Annotated in this window: 19 protein-coding genes; 5 read left to right on the top strand and 14 right to left on the bottom strand. The window is 40.6% G+C overall.

Annotation, left to right across the window (positions count from 1 at the left end; all coding sequences use genetic code 11):
- The first annotated feature begins 15 nt into the window (after positions 1-15).
- Positions 16-234: a YgaP family membrane protein gene (locus tag L2672_RS02630; protein ID WP_248994269.1), complete on the top strand. Its 219-nt coding sequence runs from the start codon at positions 16-18 to the stop codon at positions 232-234.
- A gap of 30 nt (positions 235-264) precedes the next feature.
- Positions 265-669: a rhodanese-like domain-containing protein gene (locus L2672_RS02625; RefSeq protein ID WP_248994268.1), complete on the top strand. Its 405-nt coding sequence runs from the start codon at positions 265-267 to the stop codon at positions 667-669.
- 119 nt (positions 670-788) lie between these two features.
- On the opposite strand, the gene L2672_RS02620 is transcribed toward L2672_RS02625, so the two are convergent.
- The 12 genes from L2672_RS02620 to L2672_RS02565 all read right to left on the bottom strand — a co-directional run bounded on the left by L2672_RS02620 (position 789) and on the right by L2672_RS02565 (position 10,829).
- Positions 789-1,358, bottom strand: coding sequence for an outer membrane beta-barrel protein (locus L2672_RS02620; protein ID WP_248994267.1), 570 nt, complete (start codon positions 1,356-1,358; stop codon positions 789-791).
- Positions 1,359-1,688: 330 nt separating this feature from the next.
- Positions 1,689-2,159, bottom strand: coding sequence for a GNAT family N-acetyltransferase (locus tag L2672_RS02615; protein WP_248994266.1), 471 nt, complete (start codon positions 2,157-2,159; stop codon positions 1,689-1,691).
- Between the two features lie 44 nt (positions 2,160-2,203).
- Entirely contained in the window at positions 2,204-2,740 is a 537-nt protein-coding gene (locus L2672_RS02610) for a YaeQ family protein (protein WP_248994265.1), read from the bottom strand.
- 75 nt (positions 2,741-2,815) lie between these two features.
- On the bottom strand, positions 2,816-3,727 hold the full coding sequence (locus tag L2672_RS02605) for a precorrin-2 dehydrogenase/sirohydrochlorin ferrochelatase family protein (protein ID WP_248994264.1): 912 nt from the start codon (positions 3,725-3,727) through the stop codon (positions 2,816-2,818).
- Positions 3,728-4,087, bottom strand: a complete 360-nt coding sequence (locus L2672_RS02600; RefSeq protein ID WP_248994263.1) for a rhodanese-like domain-containing protein — start codon at positions 4,085-4,087, stop codon at positions 3,728-3,730.
- 51 nt (positions 4,088-4,138) lie between these two features.
- Positions 4,139-4,456 (bottom strand): putative signal transducing protein, encoded by a 318-nt coding sequence (locus tag L2672_RS02595; RefSeq protein WP_248994262.1) that lies wholly within the window; start codon positions 4,454-4,456, stop codon positions 4,139-4,141.
- A gap of 530 nt (positions 4,457-4,986) precedes the next feature.
- Positions 4,987-5,934: a protein translocase subunit SecF gene (gene secF, locus L2672_RS02590; RefSeq protein ID WP_248994261.1), complete on the bottom strand. Its 948-nt coding sequence runs from the start codon at positions 5,932-5,934 to the stop codon at positions 4,987-4,989.
- A 14-nt stretch (positions 5,935-5,948) separates the two neighbouring features.
- Entirely contained in the window at positions 5,949-7,799 is a 1,851-nt protein-coding gene (secD, locus tag L2672_RS02585; protein ID WP_248994260.1) for a protein translocase subunit SecD, read from the bottom strand.
- A gap of 17 nt (positions 7,800-7,816) precedes the next feature.
- Positions 7,817-8,149: a preprotein translocase subunit YajC gene (gene yajC, locus L2672_RS02580; RefSeq protein WP_248994259.1), complete on the bottom strand. Its 333-nt coding sequence runs from the start codon at positions 8,147-8,149 to the stop codon at positions 7,817-7,819.
- Positions 8,150-8,190: 41 nt separating this feature from the next.
- Positions 8,191-9,324 carry a tRNA guanosine(34) transglycosylase Tgt gene (tgt, locus tag L2672_RS02575; RefSeq protein ID WP_248994258.1) on the bottom strand — a complete coding sequence of 378 codons (1,134 nt, stop codon included), beginning with the start codon at positions 9,322-9,324 and terminating at the stop codon, positions 8,191-8,193.
- 180 nt (positions 9,325-9,504) lie between these two features.
- Positions 9,505-10,545, bottom strand: a complete 1,041-nt coding sequence (queA, locus tag L2672_RS02570) for a tRNA preQ1(34) S-adenosylmethionine ribosyltransferase-isomerase QueA (protein WP_248994257.1) — start codon at positions 10,543-10,545, stop codon at positions 9,505-9,507.
- A gap of 71 nt (positions 10,546-10,616) precedes the next feature.
- Positions 10,617-10,829, bottom strand: a complete 213-nt coding sequence (locus L2672_RS02565; protein WP_248994256.1) for a hypothetical protein — start codon at positions 10,827-10,829, stop codon at positions 10,617-10,619.
- Positions 10,830-11,033: 204 nt separating this feature from the next.
- Between L2672_RS02565 and L2672_RS02560 the strand changes: the two genes are divergently transcribed.
- From L2672_RS02560 to L2672_RS02550, 3 genes are read left to right on the top strand one after another with little or no spacing between them, the layout of a single operon-like run.
- Complete coding sequence (locus tag L2672_RS02560; protein ID WP_248994255.1) at positions 11,034-11,633, top strand: acyl carrier protein phosphodiesterase; 600 nt, start codon at positions 11,034-11,036, stop codon at positions 11,631-11,633.
- Positions 11,634-11,669: 36 nt separating this feature from the next.
- On the top strand, positions 11,670-12,215 hold the full coding sequence (locus L2672_RS02555) for a protein disulfide oxidoreductase (protein WP_248994254.1): 546 nt from the start codon (positions 11,670-11,672) through the stop codon (positions 12,213-12,215).
- Entirely contained in the window at positions 12,215-12,868 is a 654-nt protein-coding gene (locus L2672_RS02550; protein ID WP_248994253.1) for an RluA family pseudouridine synthase, read from the top strand. Before L2672_RS02555 ends, L2672_RS02550 begins: the two co-directional genes overlap by 1 nt.
- A gap of 209 nt (positions 12,869-13,077) precedes the next feature.
- On the opposite strand, the gene sstT is transcribed toward L2672_RS02550, so the two are convergent.
- Positions 13,078-14,301 (bottom strand): serine/threonine transporter SstT, encoded by a 1,224-nt coding sequence (gene sstT / locus L2672_RS02545; RefSeq protein ID WP_248994252.1) that lies wholly within the window; start codon positions 14,299-14,301, stop codon positions 13,078-13,080.
- 183 nt (positions 14,302-14,484) lie between these two features.
- On the bottom strand, positions 14,485-15,384 hold the full coding sequence (locus L2672_RS02540; RefSeq protein ID WP_248994251.1) for a chemotaxis protein: 900 nt from the start codon (positions 15,382-15,384) through the stop codon (positions 14,485-14,487).
- Positions 15,385-15,398: the final 14 nt, after the last annotated feature.

Below are 15,398 nucleotides of genomic sequence, written 5' to 3'. Positions count from 1 at the left end.
AAAAGGAGTGACCCAATGAGCTTATCTATCGAACGCGCCATAATGGCATTTGCAGGGCTAATGGTATTGTTATCATTAGTATTAACGGCAACCGTCAGTCATCATTTTATATGGTTAACCGCTTTTGTAGGTGCTAATCTATTTCAAAGTGCTTTTACGGGCTTTTGCCCAGCAGCAATGGTAATGAAAAAGTTAGGGTTAAAAACTGAGGCGATGATTGCGTCAGGGAAATAGCCATAGCGACCTACAACAAGGAAATTAATGGTGTCTTATCTATTTATACAAAAAGTTCGTGCTCAAAGCAGATTATTAAAACGTTTACTGTTATCTGCGCTAATGACAGGTGTGCTAGGGTTATCTGCACATGTTAATGCCAAAGACATTAATGCCGAGTCGGCATGGAAACAAATAGAACAACAAGCTGTAGTCATTGATGTGAGAACCGCAAACGAATTTGCTGCAGGCCATATTGAAGGCGCGATTAATATTCCTTTTGAAGAAATTGTTGAAGGTGTTAACGCATTAAATCTCACTAAAGACAGCCCTATTGTACTGTATTGCCGTAGTGGCCGCAGAAGCGGGATTGCAGATAATGCCTTAACTGAAGCCGGTTATAGTCAGTCAATGAATGCTGGTGGTTTTAATGCTTTAGTAGAAGCAAAGCCATAACCCTTTGTAACCCTGTTCTGCTTAAATATGAAAGGTCACATTGTAATAATGTGACCTTTTTATTTATAGGTCTTTCCAGCTATTGAGTTTGCAATACGCCAAAACGCTCACACACAAATCTAAAATTGATAATGTAAACCAATGCTTAACTGCTGAACCACATGAGTAAAATCAGGAGTGGGTTGGATATCTGACTCAAGCTTACCTTCACTTCGCTCATACATTGCTCTGATCACTAAGTGATCGGTAATGGACGCATTAAGCCCCACACCATAAACCACCCCAACTCCGGTAAACTCGGCATGGTTGCTAATCTTGTATTTATAGCCAGAAAGTCCAGCAGCAGACCGAATATAGGTTGGTCCTACCTTTAACAAACCTGAAAAAGTCGGATTAAACTGCCAAATAAAGGTTGGCGCAATCGAAGTGGTTGATAAGCTTACATCAATAAAATTAATGCCATCTGAGAGATTAGCCTCTACCCCTAACCAAGCATTGAAGCGATACCCGCCATATATGCCAACACCTACTGCATCTTCGTTTATTTCTTTTAAATCTAACTCCATATTGTTAATCAAACCACCCACATAAAACCCTTGTTGCTCTGTTTGTTGTGGTACGGTGGTTTGAGCCACAGCAGGCAAGCAGGTTAAGCATAAGGCTGCAATAATGACAGATTTTGATAACATGAGCATTCTCCGTTGATAAGCATAAATGAACTCCCCTAACTAATATAAAGATAAGGTTTGCCACCTAAAACGGAGCAAGATTTACCATAACGAAAAGTAAACCGCCTAATGATTAATCACAATTAAAAACTATTATTTTAATGAATATTATTAAACATTAACCCATCTAAAAAAATATACATTATCAATTACTAAAGCGATTGGTTATCAGGTCAATTACATCAAAGTTGAAAATAATACCAAAGCAAAAAAAGCGATAATGATACAAGGTGAAATAGTACAAACAATAGATAGATAGATAGATAGTTAGTGAGTACTAACATAAAGGGATTACAGCTGTTTTGTCATCACAACACAGTCTAAATCAAACCCTCTTGGTGAATGATAAACACTAACCTCATCCCCCATAAAACCGCAGGCTTGATAAAATGCCTTCGCATTTAGAGTCGACTCAAGGGTAAGTTGCTTAACCCCCTTATTAAGCGCTAATTGCTCCAAGTAGTTAAGCATTTTTCGGCCTATTCCTAAATTGAGATAATCTGGCTCAACAAATAAAGCATCAACAAACCCACGCTGTAAATCAATCATCCCAGTAGCAATTATGGTGTTTGATGAGTTAAGCATCACATAGCCATTTGCCGCAAATGCTTCAGCAAAAGCTGACGGCAAATCTCCATCAGTCCACTTTTGCATAGCCTTTAAACCATAAGCACTAATACATTGAGACATAATGGCTCGATTACGAATATCAAAGGCTTGTTGAGCGTCAGATAATCTGGCTTTACGAATATGAAAGTTCAAATTACATCCTTGTATTTATTAAAAAACATTACTCTGGTTATGTTTTACATGAGCTTTTCTGGCTCAATTAGCACACTATTATCGTTATCAGACAACCAAACTTGTCCTTCATTAATATTCACCTGAATTGCCATATTACGGCCCACAAATTGGGCTAATTGCTCAACGGCTTCTTCAGGAAGATTAACCACTGATAAATTTTGAAAACGGCTTAACACACTCTGATTTTGTTGCCACCAAATCGGCACACTTCTACCACCATAAGTATATAAAATCACTTGCTTAGCACGACCACAGGCTTTACGTAACCATTTTTCATCAGCTTGACCAAATTCAACCCAAAGTTGAACAACACCCGACAAATCCACATCCCATAATTCAGCCTCATCATCCACACACAAGCCTTTGCTAAATTGCAGTGATTCACTGGCATTTAATGCAAAAGCGCATAAACGAACCATCATCCGAGTGTCGGTTTCTGACGGATGCTGCGCAATGGTTAACGCGTGCTCTGCGTAATAATGTCTGTCCATGTCTGCAATTTGCAGGTTAACTTTGTATACGGTTGATTTAAGTGCCATGGGGATCTCTTAAAAATAAAAAAGCGAGTGTAACCTACACTCGCCTTGGGTTGTATATGTAAATGACTCAAACTGCTATAACGCACCGGGTCGAAGGTGCTTTGCCATTGGGAAGTGTGATTTCAACGTGAGAATCTTTTCAGTACTTGCCACAATAAGTAACCGCTCACCTCGCTCAAACTGCTCGGTAATAACACTTAAAGCGGGCAGCGCACTACGTGAGGCATCTCGGCGTAACAGTTCATTAGTTTGCTCATCTAGGCTGTTTTCAATAAATACAGTATCCAGCTTTTGAAGTAACGGCATTGCTGCAATAGGCAGTAATTCTGCAGTCACATTTTCATCCAGCAGCAGTAACTCTCCACTGCTGTTATAACTGCTGTAAGCATCTATATAATGCTGTTCTGTACGACTATCAAATCTATCTTGGTTTAAATTGAAAAAACGCTCCCAGAATAATCGTCTATCTTTACCATTGACTAACTTTGCTTGTACCTCGTGACGCTTACCAGCCACATAATCAAATAATGGAGCAAGTGATTGAGGCAGTATAGTTTCCAGTCTTGAACGAATGGTACGAGCAAATACTGGCGCAGCTCCTGCGGTGCTAATAGCCACGATTAAACGTCCACGGTCGACAATAGAGGGGGTGATAAAGCGACAATATTTTGGGTTATCAACCACATTAACCCAAATATTTTTACTGGTGGCGATATTAGCTAAATCGATATTAAGCTGCTCGTTAGCTGTCGCTAAATAAATCAAGTCGTAGTCAGCAATATCACTGTCAGAGACTTCTCTGCAAGAGAGTGTAATTCGGCCTTGTTGATGATAAGCCTTAATGTCATCAGCAATATCAGGGGCAATAATATGAATTTCAGCTTCTGTGCGAGCCAGTAAATCTAACTTACGGCTTGCCACTTCACCCGCACCCACAATCAAAACAGATAAATTTTTAGTATCTACAAATAAAGGAAAATATTGCACTTAGTCTTTTACCACTGGAAATTGATGTTGTAGCCAAGCTTTGAAACCACCTTCTAACCAAGCAACTTGGGTATACCCCATAAGTTGAAGATTATAAGCCGCTAAAATCGAACGAGGGCCCGCTCCGCAATATAGCAATACTGGCGAAGCTTTATCTGGAAATCGACTTTCTATTTCACACTCAATCATGCCTTTACTAACATGCTTTGCATTAGGTAAGTGGCCTTGTAACCATTCGCTATCTTCACGAACATCGACAAGTTGCCAATGATCTTGCTGCTGAAACTCTCCAATACTTATTGGTGTTACTTTATCTTTTACTGAACCGACTAATTGCGCAAATGCAGAGTTTGCTTGCATAAAGCCTCCTAAATACTGAATACTGAATACTTAAAAATGACTATAAAAAGATTAGTTGTGTTGTTCACTACGAGGTGAACTACATTGCCAACATAATTCAAAGCTACCATCATTCACTTCATTACATTGTACGCATTGCCATTGAGGGTGTACTACGTCTAAATTGGCGAGTAAATTTTTGGCTGCGGGCAAATGTTCAGCATCTATCCATAACTCAACGGTTTGCATATCAACAGGTAACTCACCCACGCCGCCCATCAAAGCTTCACCGCGTAAATCAACCCCTATGCCACTGGTTTCAAGTAACCCTTTCCAAGTATGAGCTTGAAGAAGGTTACCCCCTGTTAATAATACTTTTTGTTGTTCCATTATTATTATCCTACTACGCAGAACTCACTGATAATATTATTCGCAGTCTTCGAATAAGAATACGATACATCATCCCATTAACTAGAGCTTTCAACATCCTACTGGCAAAGTGAATCACTGTCGAGTCGTTAACAGGCCAACCTTTAACAAAATGATAACAGGCAAAAATTCGGTTTATGTCGCAGCCGCTACACTTCAATAGCCATTTAACAAATTTAATCGTAAAACATTGATAAACAGACACTTACCCAATGTTAATATTCATAAATTTATAGATAAAATGTCAAAATATAATTTAACCGTCATCTTTAACACAGTTAACAATTTGTATATTAAACAGGTTTTTTATGTCATTTGGTCATAATTAACACTGAGAGTTAATTAATTGCCAGATTCAGATGGAGTCACCGAGAGACTAATGCAAACAAAATTAGACTAAATTAAAAATCAACTAGATTTAAATCATAGCCAATAAAAACGCCGTTTTAGTTCCCTAAAACGGCGTTTTTTAATGCTCAACGTTGCAATGATTAAGGCATCATTGGAGGCTGATCAGCACCTTCTTTTTCAATTTCAACCGGCATCATGTGTTCACGATTAATACCCAGTTTAATGGCCAGAAAACTTGCCACATAAATAGAGGAGTATGTACCCACAAAAATACCTAATAATAAGGCTGTGGCAAAACCATGAATCATTGTGCCACCTTTTAAGAATAAGGCTGCCACTACAATTAATGTTGTTCCTGTAGTAATTACAGTACGGCTCATGGTTTGAGTGATTGACTGGTTAACCACTTCTTCTGGAGTACCCTTACGGATTTTCAAGAAGTTTTCACGAATACGGTCATATACCACAATCGTATCGTTGAGCGAGTAACCCACAACGGTTAACAAACCTGCTAATACGGTTAAGTCAAACTCAAGCTGTAAAAACGAGAATATCCCTAAAGTAACAATAACGTCATGGCCAAGTGCCGCTACCGACCCTGCAGCAAGACGCCATTCAAAGCGGAATGAAACGTAAATCAAAATACAGATTAACGCCACAATAACCGCTAAACCGCCTTGTTCAGACAGTTCTTTACCTACTTGAGGGCCAACAAACTCAACGCGTTTTTGCTCAGCATTAGCGTCAATAGACTTAACTACGTCCATCACTTCGCCAGCCTGAATATCGCTTTTAACATCCTCTTTAACGGGTAAGCGGAATAATACATCTCTGGTTGAACCAAAGTTTTGTACTACTGCACCCTCAGTATTCGGTGTCGTTAATTGAGCACGCAAATCATCTAAATTGACCGATTGAGAAAACTCAACCTCAACCACGGTACCACCGGTAAAGTCGAGTCCCCAGTTAATGCCTTTGGTGCCTAAAGACACGAATGAGGCAATAACCAACAACATAGACAGCATACTAATCGGCGCTGCATGGCGAAGAAAGTTGATAGTGTTTTTTACTGAAAAAATCTGAAACATGTTCAACCTCTTCCTTAAATTGATAACGATTTAAGACGTTTACCGCCCCAAAGCGCATTAACAATGCTACGAGTACCTACAATAGAGGTAAACATAGACGTTGCGATACCAATCATTAACGTGACAGCAAAGCCTTTTACTGCACCTGTACCCACAGCAAATAGAATCAGCGCCGTCATAAAGGTCGTAATGTTAGCATCAGCAATGGTTGAGAATGCATTAGCATAACCTTCATGAATGGCTTGCTGAACACTTCTGCCCGCTAACAATTCTTCACGGATACGCTCATAAATCAGCACGTTACCATCTACCGCCATCCCCACGGTTAATACCATTCCGGCAATACCCGGAAGGGTTAATACCGCACCTGGGATCATTGACATCACACCAACAACCATAATCAAGTTAGCCATCAAGGCTAAATTGGCGATAACACCAAATGCACGGTAGTAAATCAGCATGAACACTAATACAACTGCCATACCCCAAATCATCGCTTGCATGCCGTTTTCAACGTTTTCTGCACCTAAGCTAGGGCCAATAGTACGTTCTTCAACAATGGTTACTGGCGCAATAAGCGCACCGGCACGTAGTAATAACGCTAAGCTTTGGGCTTCTTTATGCTCAAGTCCGGTAATAACAAAGTTACGACCTAAGCGCGCTTGAATAGTAGCAACCGAAATAACCTCTTCAATCTTGGTCATTTTCACGCTGCCATCAGGGTTGCGCTTACCACTGTCTTTATACTCGATAAATAAGGTCGCCATTGGCTTACCAATATTATCTTTGGTCACATTTGAGAAAATGTTGCCGCCTTTGGCATCAAGATTGATAGCCACTTGCGGACGGCTATATTCGTCAAAAGTAGGCTGTGCACCGGTAATATGGTCACCGGTAAGCATCACTTCTTTACGAAGCACTGCAACACCACCACCACGACGCTGGTACACTTCAGATGCAGCAGAAACACGACCACTAGCAGCCGCTGCTGGGTCAGCTTGATCATCAACCATACGGAATTCGATAGACGCTGTAGCCCCTAAAATCTCTTTGGCACGAGCGGTATCTTGTACACCCGGTAATTGAACAATAATGCGTTCAGCACCTTGGCGTTGAACCACTGGCTCAGCTACACCTAATTCATTCACACGATTACGAATAGTGGTAATGTTTTGTTGTAAGGCTTCTTCTTTAATTTGCTTTAAATAAGCTTCACTCATTTGCGCAATTAATAAGAAGTTGTTGGCAGAAATGTCTTCAGAGAAAACCATATCGTTGCTGCGCGTTTTTAAGTAACGCTCAGCTTTAGCAACAGTTTCTTCATCACGGAATTTAATTTCGATGCCTTTTGGTGTTTTACGAACACCGGCATAACGAATTTTTTCTTCGCGCAATTGAGTACGAAAATCAGCAATTTTCGCTTCTTCCATTTTGCGAATCGCTTCGCCCATATCCACTTCCATTAAAAAGTGAACACCACCACGAAGGTCAAGACCTAACTTCATAGGTGAACCACCCATGGCTTCAAGCCATTCAGGGGTTGCAGGCGCTAAGTTTAACGCGACGGTATAGTTGGTGCCTAAGGCTTCAGCAATGGCTTCTTTAGCCACTAACTGCTCTTCAGCACCACCCACTCTAACAAGTAATTGACCATCTTCGAGCTCAGAGCGTTTCACCGCTATGCCTTTACTCTCAAGTATGTCTTGTACCGTTGCTTGAGTTGCAGTAGTAACTTCAGCTCCGCGAGTTGCCACAACCTGAACGGCGTGATCTTCACCAAAAAGGTTGGGAATAGCATAAAAAGCACCAACGGCGATAATTAATATCACCATGATGTTTTTCCACATAGGGTATTTATTTAACACTCTGATGCCCTCTTGGCTTATAGCGATGCAATAGAACCTTTAGGTAGCACTGCAGAGATATAGTCCTTTTTAATCGTAATTTGATTATTGTCATTAATCGCTAATAACACGTAATCATTTTCGTCGCTAATCTTAGTCACTTTACCTAAAATCCCACCACTGGTTAGCACTTCATCGCCCTTTGAAATAGAAGCCATTAAGTTTTTGTGCTCTTTAACACGCTTTGACTGTGGACGGAAAATCATGAAATAAAAGATTAAGCCGAACATGACTAGCATGAACACTAATTCCATAGTACCGCCACCTTGTGGAGCGCCAGCCGCGTTTGCATATGCATTTGAAATAAACATAGTTCTCTCTTCTTATGTATTAATTAAACTAAAATAAAAAATTAATCTTTTAACTCAGGTACTTCTGGTACTTCACGGCCCAAACTGGTGTAGAAGTCTTTTACAAAGTCGTCTAATGTACCTGTCTGAATCGCCCCACGCAAACCTTCCATCAACATTTGGTAGTAACGTAGGTTATGAATGGTGTTTAATCGCGCACCTAAAATTTCGTTACAACGATCTAAGTGATATAAATACGCACGTGAATAGTTTTTACAGGTATAGCAATCACACTTTTCATCTAACGGCGATGTATCATCACGATGACGAGCATTGCGGATTTTAATCACCCCTTCGCTGGTAAATAAGTGACCATTTCGAGCGTTACGCGTTGGCATAACGCAGTCAAACATATCAACACCACGGCGAACACCTTCAACTAAATCTTCCGGCTTACCGACACCCATCAAATAACGAGGTTTATCATCAGGTAACTGAGGACAAACATGCTCTAAAATGCGGTGCATATCTTCTTTAGGTTCACCTACCGCTAAGCCACCAACGGCATAACCATCAAAACCGATATTGGTAAGGCCTTCAATTGACTCGTCGCGTAAGTCTTCATACACGCCACCTTGAATAATACCAAACAACGAATTTGGATTTTCTAGACGGTCAAACTCGTCACGTGAGCGCTGTGCCCAACGTAATGACATTTGCATCGACTTACGTGCTTCATCATGCGTTGCAGGGTAAGGCGTACATTCGTCAAAAATCATGACCACATCACTGCCTAATGAATTTTGAATTTGCATCGACTTTTCAGGGTCTAAAAAGATTTTCTCACCGTTAATTGGCGAACGAAAATGCACCCCTTCTTCAGTGATTTTACGAATATCACCTAAACTGAACACCTGAAATCCGCCAGAGTCAGTTAAAATAGGACGCTGCCAGTTCATGAAGTCATGTAAATCGCCATGCTTGCGCATGATTTCTTCACCAGGGCGTAACCATAAATGGAAGGTGTTACCCAATAAAATGTCTGCACCTGTAGCACGCACTTCTTCTGGGGTCATACCTTTAACCGTACCGTAGGTTCCTACCGGCATAAAAGCAGGTGTTTCAACGGTGCCGCGTTCAAACACTAAACGACCGCGACGGGCGCGTCCGTCTGTAGTATCTAATTCAAATTTCATAATTCACCTTGCCAGATAAACAGTCTGACTCGTTGTTGTTAACTAAACTTAACTCGAGTTAAGTTTAAATAGTAATGAGGGCAAATATTGATACTTCAAGTGAAGATAATCAAATTCCCAAAAAGTTCGATAAAAAAGCCCACATATCAGTGGGCGCTTATTTTAAATCAATTTTGCCTGTTAGGGGGCTTTTTTCGTCACAAACATGGCATCGCCATAGCTAAAAAAGCGATATTTCTGCTCAATAGCATGGTGATAAGCGTGCATGACTTCGTCATAACCCGCAAATGCACTTAATAACATGATTAACGTTGATTCTGGAAGATGGAAATTCGTCACCATTGCATCAACCACTTTAAAGTTAAACCCTGGGTAGATAAAGATATCAGTATCACCACTAAACTCGGTTAGGGGGGCATCACCACATGCCTTGGCAGCACTTTCTAATGAACGTACTGACGTTGTTCCAACAGCAACAACACGGTTACCTGCGGCTTTGGTTTGTGCAATAAGGTCAACAACCGTTTGAGGTACTTCCGCCCACTCTGAGTGCATTTTGTGCTCAAGTACGTTATCTACACGTACAGGTTGGAAAGTGCCTGCCCCCACATGTAAAGTCACAAAGGCAATATTAACGCCTTTGTCTTTTAACGCTTGCAGCATAGCATCATCAAAATGAAGTCCTGCAGTTGGCGCGGCAACCGCACCTGGCTTTTGGTTATACACCGTTTGGTAGCGCTCTTTGTCGGCATCTTCATCAGGTCTATCAATATAAGGAGGAAGCGGCATATGGCCAATTTCTTCCAGTACCGCTAACAAAGTGTTGTCGGCAAGGAGTTCTAATTCAAATAAAGCGTCATGGCGTGCAACCATCTTCATTTGATAACCAGAATCTAAATTAATAATGCTGTCGACTTTGGGAGATTTTGAGCTTCGGACGTGGGCTAAAATTCGTTTATCATCTAGCATACGTTCAACAAGAATTTCTAACTTGCCACCAGTTGATTTTTGACCAAACAAACGCGCTGGAATCACTCGGGTATTGTTAAATACCATTAAATCACCTGGGTTAATTAACTCAAGTAAATCAGTGAATTGCTTATCTGCTAACTGGCCATTTTGACCATTCAGGGTTAATAGGCGTGACGCATTACGTTGCTCTGTTGGGTAACGAGCAATTAATTCATCAGGCAATTCAAACGAAAAGTCGGTGACACGCATATTAAGATCTCAACTAGTCAAAAACGGCCGCTAGTCTATGGCGAGAGTAGATTAAGATCAAGTTTAGCGAATTATTTTGTTGAATTAGCATCCGATGAGCTGGCAGTCGAATGGCTTGGGGTATCGTCACAAGACAAAGCCACATCATCAGTGACGGGTGGCAATTTAGCATTTTTAAAGTCATCCATACTAAATTGATGTGTATGATAATGCAGGTCAACCTGCACTTTATTGCGCACAGGTGCAGGCTCACGCCTTAAGAATTTATTTAGCCAGTTTTTCATCTTCCATGATCCCAAACAGTATTACTAAAGGTAGAAATTGAACGCCAAGCGTATCAAATTACGCTTATATTATGATAACAAACACAGGTTTTAATTATTTAGGCCACTTACCGACTGTGGTACAGTAATAAGGCCTTAAAACACTACTTTTTAATAGTTTAGTTGTTATCATACTGTAAAATTTACAAAAAAGAAGCCCAAATAATGAACTTTTTAGCCCATTTGCATTTAGCCGATATTAGCGACACCCACTTAACAGCTAATTTAGCTGGCGATTTCGCAAAAGGCAGCATTTCTGACCACCCCAAGCACTTGCAGCAGGGAATTTGGTTACACAGACAAATAGATACCGTTACAGACTCTCATGAAATCATTTCAGACTTATTGAAGCTATTTCCACAAACCTCTCGCCGAGTTGCACCGATATTAATTGATCTCACCTTTGACCATTATTTAGCTTATTACTGGGACGAATATCACCACCAATCATTAGCCAGCTTTACTCAAAAAGCATATCAATGCATGCAACAAACCGCTGATTTACCTGAAGCTTTAAAAAATATTATTCCTAACATTGTTCAGCAAGACTGGTTAACAAGTTATCAAACCCGACAAGGATTAGATAAAGCCATTGAAGGAGTGAGCAGAAGGTTGTCAAAACCTGAACTATTTGATCATGCGAAAAAAGACGTCGATAAACTGTATGTCGACATTGAAATTGCATTTAGAACTTTTTACCCACAACTTATGGCTTATTCACGTATTTATAGCCGTAAAACTCCAGCAGAATACTTGCCAGAATAACGAGTAGCTGAACTGTAATAATATTGATTGATGAATATGCTAAATAAACCGACATTTAGCCAGCGGCTCAAGACCAAATCATTCTGGCTAAAACAGCTCAGAGATATTGGTGTAGTTGCGCTGATTTTATTTGCCATTGCCAGTTACCTGCAACGCGACATGATAACTGGTACAGCACCAGCTCTTAACGCAACAACTATTAACCATCACACAGTTCAATTAAGCCAAACCACCCCAACATTAGTCTATTTTTGGGGAACTTGGTGCGCCGTATGTAAAGTGACCTCTCCAATGGTTAATAGCGTGGCAAAATCAGATAAATACCAGGTAATTTCTATTGCAGTTGCGTCAGGCTCAAATCAAGATATTAGCCATTATATGCAACAGAATGGTTTAGATTTTCCTGTGATAAATGAAGCGTCAATACCTCCAGCAACTGACACTCTTTCACAACAGTGGGGCGCAAACGCCTTCCCCGCTATTTATATTGTTGATAAAAATCATCAAATTCGTTTTATTACCTCTGGCGTCACCACCAGCTGGGGACTTAAATTTCGTTTATGGGCAGCGAGTTACTTTTAATGCATATTTTTACCTATAATCCGCCAACGTTACCTTGGCTAGATATTCGTTATATCGACCGAGATATTATTGTTATCCATAAACCTTCAGGGCTGTTATCTAATCCCGGTCGCGCTGAAAATACCCAAGACTGTGCGATTAATCGCGTTAAACAACGTTATAACGACGCAATTTTAGTTCATCGATTAGATTGTGATACCTCAGGTGTGGTGATATTTGCTCGCAATAAAAAAGCAGAGTCACATCTAAAAACCCAGTTTCAAAACCGTTTAGCCAAAAAAGTCTATATTGCTGAAGTGGCAGGAATTGTTGCTCAAGACACTGGCCATATTGATTTTTCTTTAGCTCCTGAAAAAGATAACCCACCTTTTCAACAGGTAAGCAAAGACGGTAAAGCCGCGGTTACAGATTATAAGGTTGTACAACATCGCACCGGTTCAACCTTAGTTGAGCTTTACCCACAAACAGGCCGTACCCATCAACTTAGAGTCCATATGCTGGCTATCGGCCACCCTATTTTAGGTGATACCTTTTATGGAAATGAGCAAGTGATTAATGCCAGCCCTCGGCTAAAGCTACATGCCAAGTCATTAATCATCACTCATCCATATAGCCAAAAAGAAATGACTTTTTACAGCCCTGAGCATTTCTAATAAACAGCCCTGAGCATTTCTAGTAAACAGCCCTGAGCGATTCTAGTAAACAGCCCTGAGCATTTCTAGTAAACAGCCCTGAGCGATTCTAATAAACAGCCCTGAGCATCGGTTTGATTAAAAAGCTCCAGCCACAAACCCACTAAAACAAAAATGCCGAAGTAATAATTACTTCGGCATTTTTAGTTCATAACTAAAGTTATTTCAAATTAAGCTGATGCTTTGTTCTCAGCCGCTTCACACGCTGCAGCAGTAAACACCACGTCAGTTGAACTGTTCAATGCGGTTTCTGCAGAATCTTGAATCACACCAATAATAAAGCCAACCGCAACCACTTGCATCGCCACATCATTTGAAATACCAAACAAGCTACAAGCTAACGGAATAAGCAACAGCGAACCACCCGCAACACCTGACGCACCACAAGCAGAAATAGCTGCAACGACGCTAAGTAAAATGGCAGTCATAAAATCAACTTGAATACCTAAAGTATGCACTGCAGCAAGCGTTAGCACCGTAATAGTAATTGCTGCACCGCCCATATTAATGGTGGCACCTAAAGGAATAGACACTGAATAAGTATCTTTATGAAGTTTTAATTCTTCACACAACGACATATTAACTGGAATATTTGCCGCACTTGAACGTGTGAAGAAAGCGGTTACGCCACTTTCACGTAAACACTTAAACACTAGCGGGTACGGGTTACGTTTAATTTTGATATATACAATCAATGGATTGATCACTAACGCGATAAATAACATCGCACCTACCAAAACCAGCAATAATTGCGCATAACCTGCAAGTGCTGAAAAGCCCGTTGAAGCGAACGTTGACGCCACTAAACCAAAAATACCAATCGGGGCTAAACGAATAACAAAACGCACAATGGTTGAAACGCCATCACTTAGGTCGGCCAACATACGCTTAGAGCTTTCGCTAGCATGATGCATTGCCACACCTAAACCAATCCCCCAAGCAAGAATACCAATATAGTTGCCCGTCATTAACGCATTAACAGGGTTATCCACCAGCTTAAACACTAAAGTATGTAGCACTTCACCAATGCCTTGAGGCGGGTTCGAGCCCTCAATACCTGTAGCTAATAACAATGTGGTAGGGAACATAAAGCTAAACAGCACGGCGGTAAATGCGGCCGCTAAGGTACCAATTAAATATAAGCTGATAATAGGACGCATATTGGTTTGGCTGTCTTTCCTTTGGTTCGCAATAGATGATGCGACCAAAACAAAAACTAATATTGGCGCAATGGCTTTTAACGCCCCAACAAACAAGTCCCCTAAAATACCGGCTTGTGCCGCGCCAGAAGTAGACACAGTTGCCAGAATAACACCCAGAACTATACCGCCAATAATTTGTAGCACGAGGCTACCGTTAGCGATGCGCGCTAACAGTGATGGATTTTGATTCATTACTTGACCTTCAATTTATTTTTTATTGTGTCTGTATTTTTATTACAACAGACTTAGAGGTTGTATAGCAGTATGACGAGGGGGATGTCTAGTAAACAGCATTAATCGCCAAAGATTATTACCATTAATTCTCAAGCCAGCCACATTTACTAAACATGTCTGGTGGTTATCTAAGCTAGCACTCTATTGGTTTAAAGATTCAGCGCCACGCAGCATCGCTTCAATTAACTCTTTGGCGTCAAACTTGGTTAGTGCTTCATTAGCCCCCACCTGTTTTGCTTGACTTAAGCTAATTTCACTGGATAACGAGGTATGCAAAATAATATACGCACTGGCAATAGCAGGATTATCTTTAACTTCAAACGATAATTCATAACCATCTAGCCCAGGCATTTCAATATCACTGACCAATAAGTCTATAGCCTTTTTGTTATTAGCAGCATCAACCATTTTAGCCAGTGCATCATTGCCGTTAGAGGTGACATCATAGCCAATATTCATTAAATCTAACGCATCAGATAGCTGTTTGCGGGCGACTTTTGAGTCATCAACTATCAATATATTCAGTGGTTTAAGTTTTTCTCGCTGCACATCAGTCAATATAGCGCGATTAACGCTAGGATCATGGGGAAATATTTTTGATAGCAGTAATTCAACATCTAACAATTGAACCAATTGTCCGTCAAAACGAGTCACGCCCGTTAAATAAGCATTTTTACCTAAGGTACTGGAAGGAGGCGCAATATCACGCCAATTACATTCAATAATTTTATCGATGGCTCTTACCACAAAACCAATGACCATCCGTTGGCAGTCGGTAATGATAATAAAACACTTTTTTAGCTCAGCCTCTTCAATAGGGCGAAAGCCGATTGCAGCAGCCATATCAATGACAGGAATAGTGCCACCGCGAACGGTCGCTGCGCCCATAATACTGGGGTGAGAATTAGGAATTTTGGTTAACTCAGTGAAAGGAACTAGCTCACGGATTTTAAGCGTGCCAAGGGCAAATAACTGGCTATGATTCAAATGGAATAACAGTAGCCCTTGAGATTGACTTGCTTTACTTGCCGTTGCTGCCATTGAGTACCTTCTAA

This window comes from Shewanella gaetbuli (assembly GCF_023284065.1).
GTDB classification, from domain to species: Bacteria; Pseudomonadota; Gammaproteobacteria; order Enterobacterales; family Shewanellaceae; genus Shewanella; species Shewanella gaetbuli.
The sequence above is the reverse complement of the archived record's forward strand: the minus strand, read 5'-3'. Positions and strand labels throughout refer to the sequence as shown.

Excerpts from the sequence above, each read along its gene's own strand:
- L2672_RS02630 (WP_248994269.1), top strand. The coding sequence starts at position 16 with ATGAGCTTATCTATCGAACGCGCCATAATGGCATTTGCAGGGCTAATG.
- L2672_RS02620 (WP_248994267.1), bottom strand. The coding sequence starts at position 1,358 with ATGTTATCAAAATCTGTCATTATTGCAGCCTTATGCTTAACCTGCTTG.
- L2672_RS02610 (WP_248994265.1), bottom strand. The coding sequence starts at position 2,740 with ATGGCACTTAAATCAACCGTATACAAAGTTAACCTGCAAATTGCAGAC.
- L2672_RS02600 (WP_248994263.1), bottom strand. The coding sequence starts at position 4,087 with ATGCAAGCAAACTCTGCATTTGCGCAATTAGTCGGTTCAGTAAAAGAT.
- L2672_RS02595 (WP_248994262.1), bottom strand. The coding sequence starts at position 4,456 with ATGGAACAACAAAAAGTATTATTAACAGGGGGTAACCTTCTTCAAGCT.
- secF (WP_248994261.1), bottom strand. The coding sequence starts at position 5,934 with ATGTTTCAGATTTTTTCAGTAAAAAACACTATCAACTTTCTTCGCCAT.
- yajC (WP_248994259.1), bottom strand. The coding sequence starts at position 8,149 with ATGTTTATTTCAAATGCATATGCAAACGCGGCTGGCGCTCCACAAGGT.
- tgt (WP_248994258.1), bottom strand. The coding sequence starts at position 9,324 with ATGAAATTTGAATTAGATACTACAGACGGACGCGCCCGTCGCGGTCGT.
- queA (WP_248994257.1), bottom strand. The coding sequence starts at position 10,545 with ATGCGTGTCACCGACTTTTCGTTTGAATTGCCTGATGAATTAATTGCT.
- L2672_RS02565 (WP_248994256.1), bottom strand. The coding sequence starts at position 10,829 with ATGAAAAACTGGCTAAATAAATTCTTAAGGCGTGAGCCTGCACCTGTG.
- L2672_RS02560 (WP_248994255.1), top strand. The coding sequence starts at position 11,034 with ATGAACTTTTTAGCCCATTTGCATTTAGCCGATATTAGCGACACCCAC.
- L2672_RS02555 (WP_248994254.1), top strand. The coding sequence starts at position 11,670 with ATGCTAAATAAACCGACATTTAGCCAGCGGCTCAAGACCAAATCATTC.
- L2672_RS02550 (WP_248994253.1), top strand. The coding sequence starts at position 12,215 with ATGCATATTTTTACCTATAATCCGCCAACGTTACCTTGGCTAGATATT.
- sstT (WP_248994252.1), bottom strand. The coding sequence starts at position 14,301 with ATGAATCAAAATCCATCACTGTTAGCGCGCATCGCTAACGGTAGCCTC.
- L2672_RS02540 (WP_248994251.1), bottom strand. The coding sequence starts at position 15,384 with ATGGCAGCAACGGCAAGTAAAGCAAGTCAATCTCAAGGGCTACTGTTA.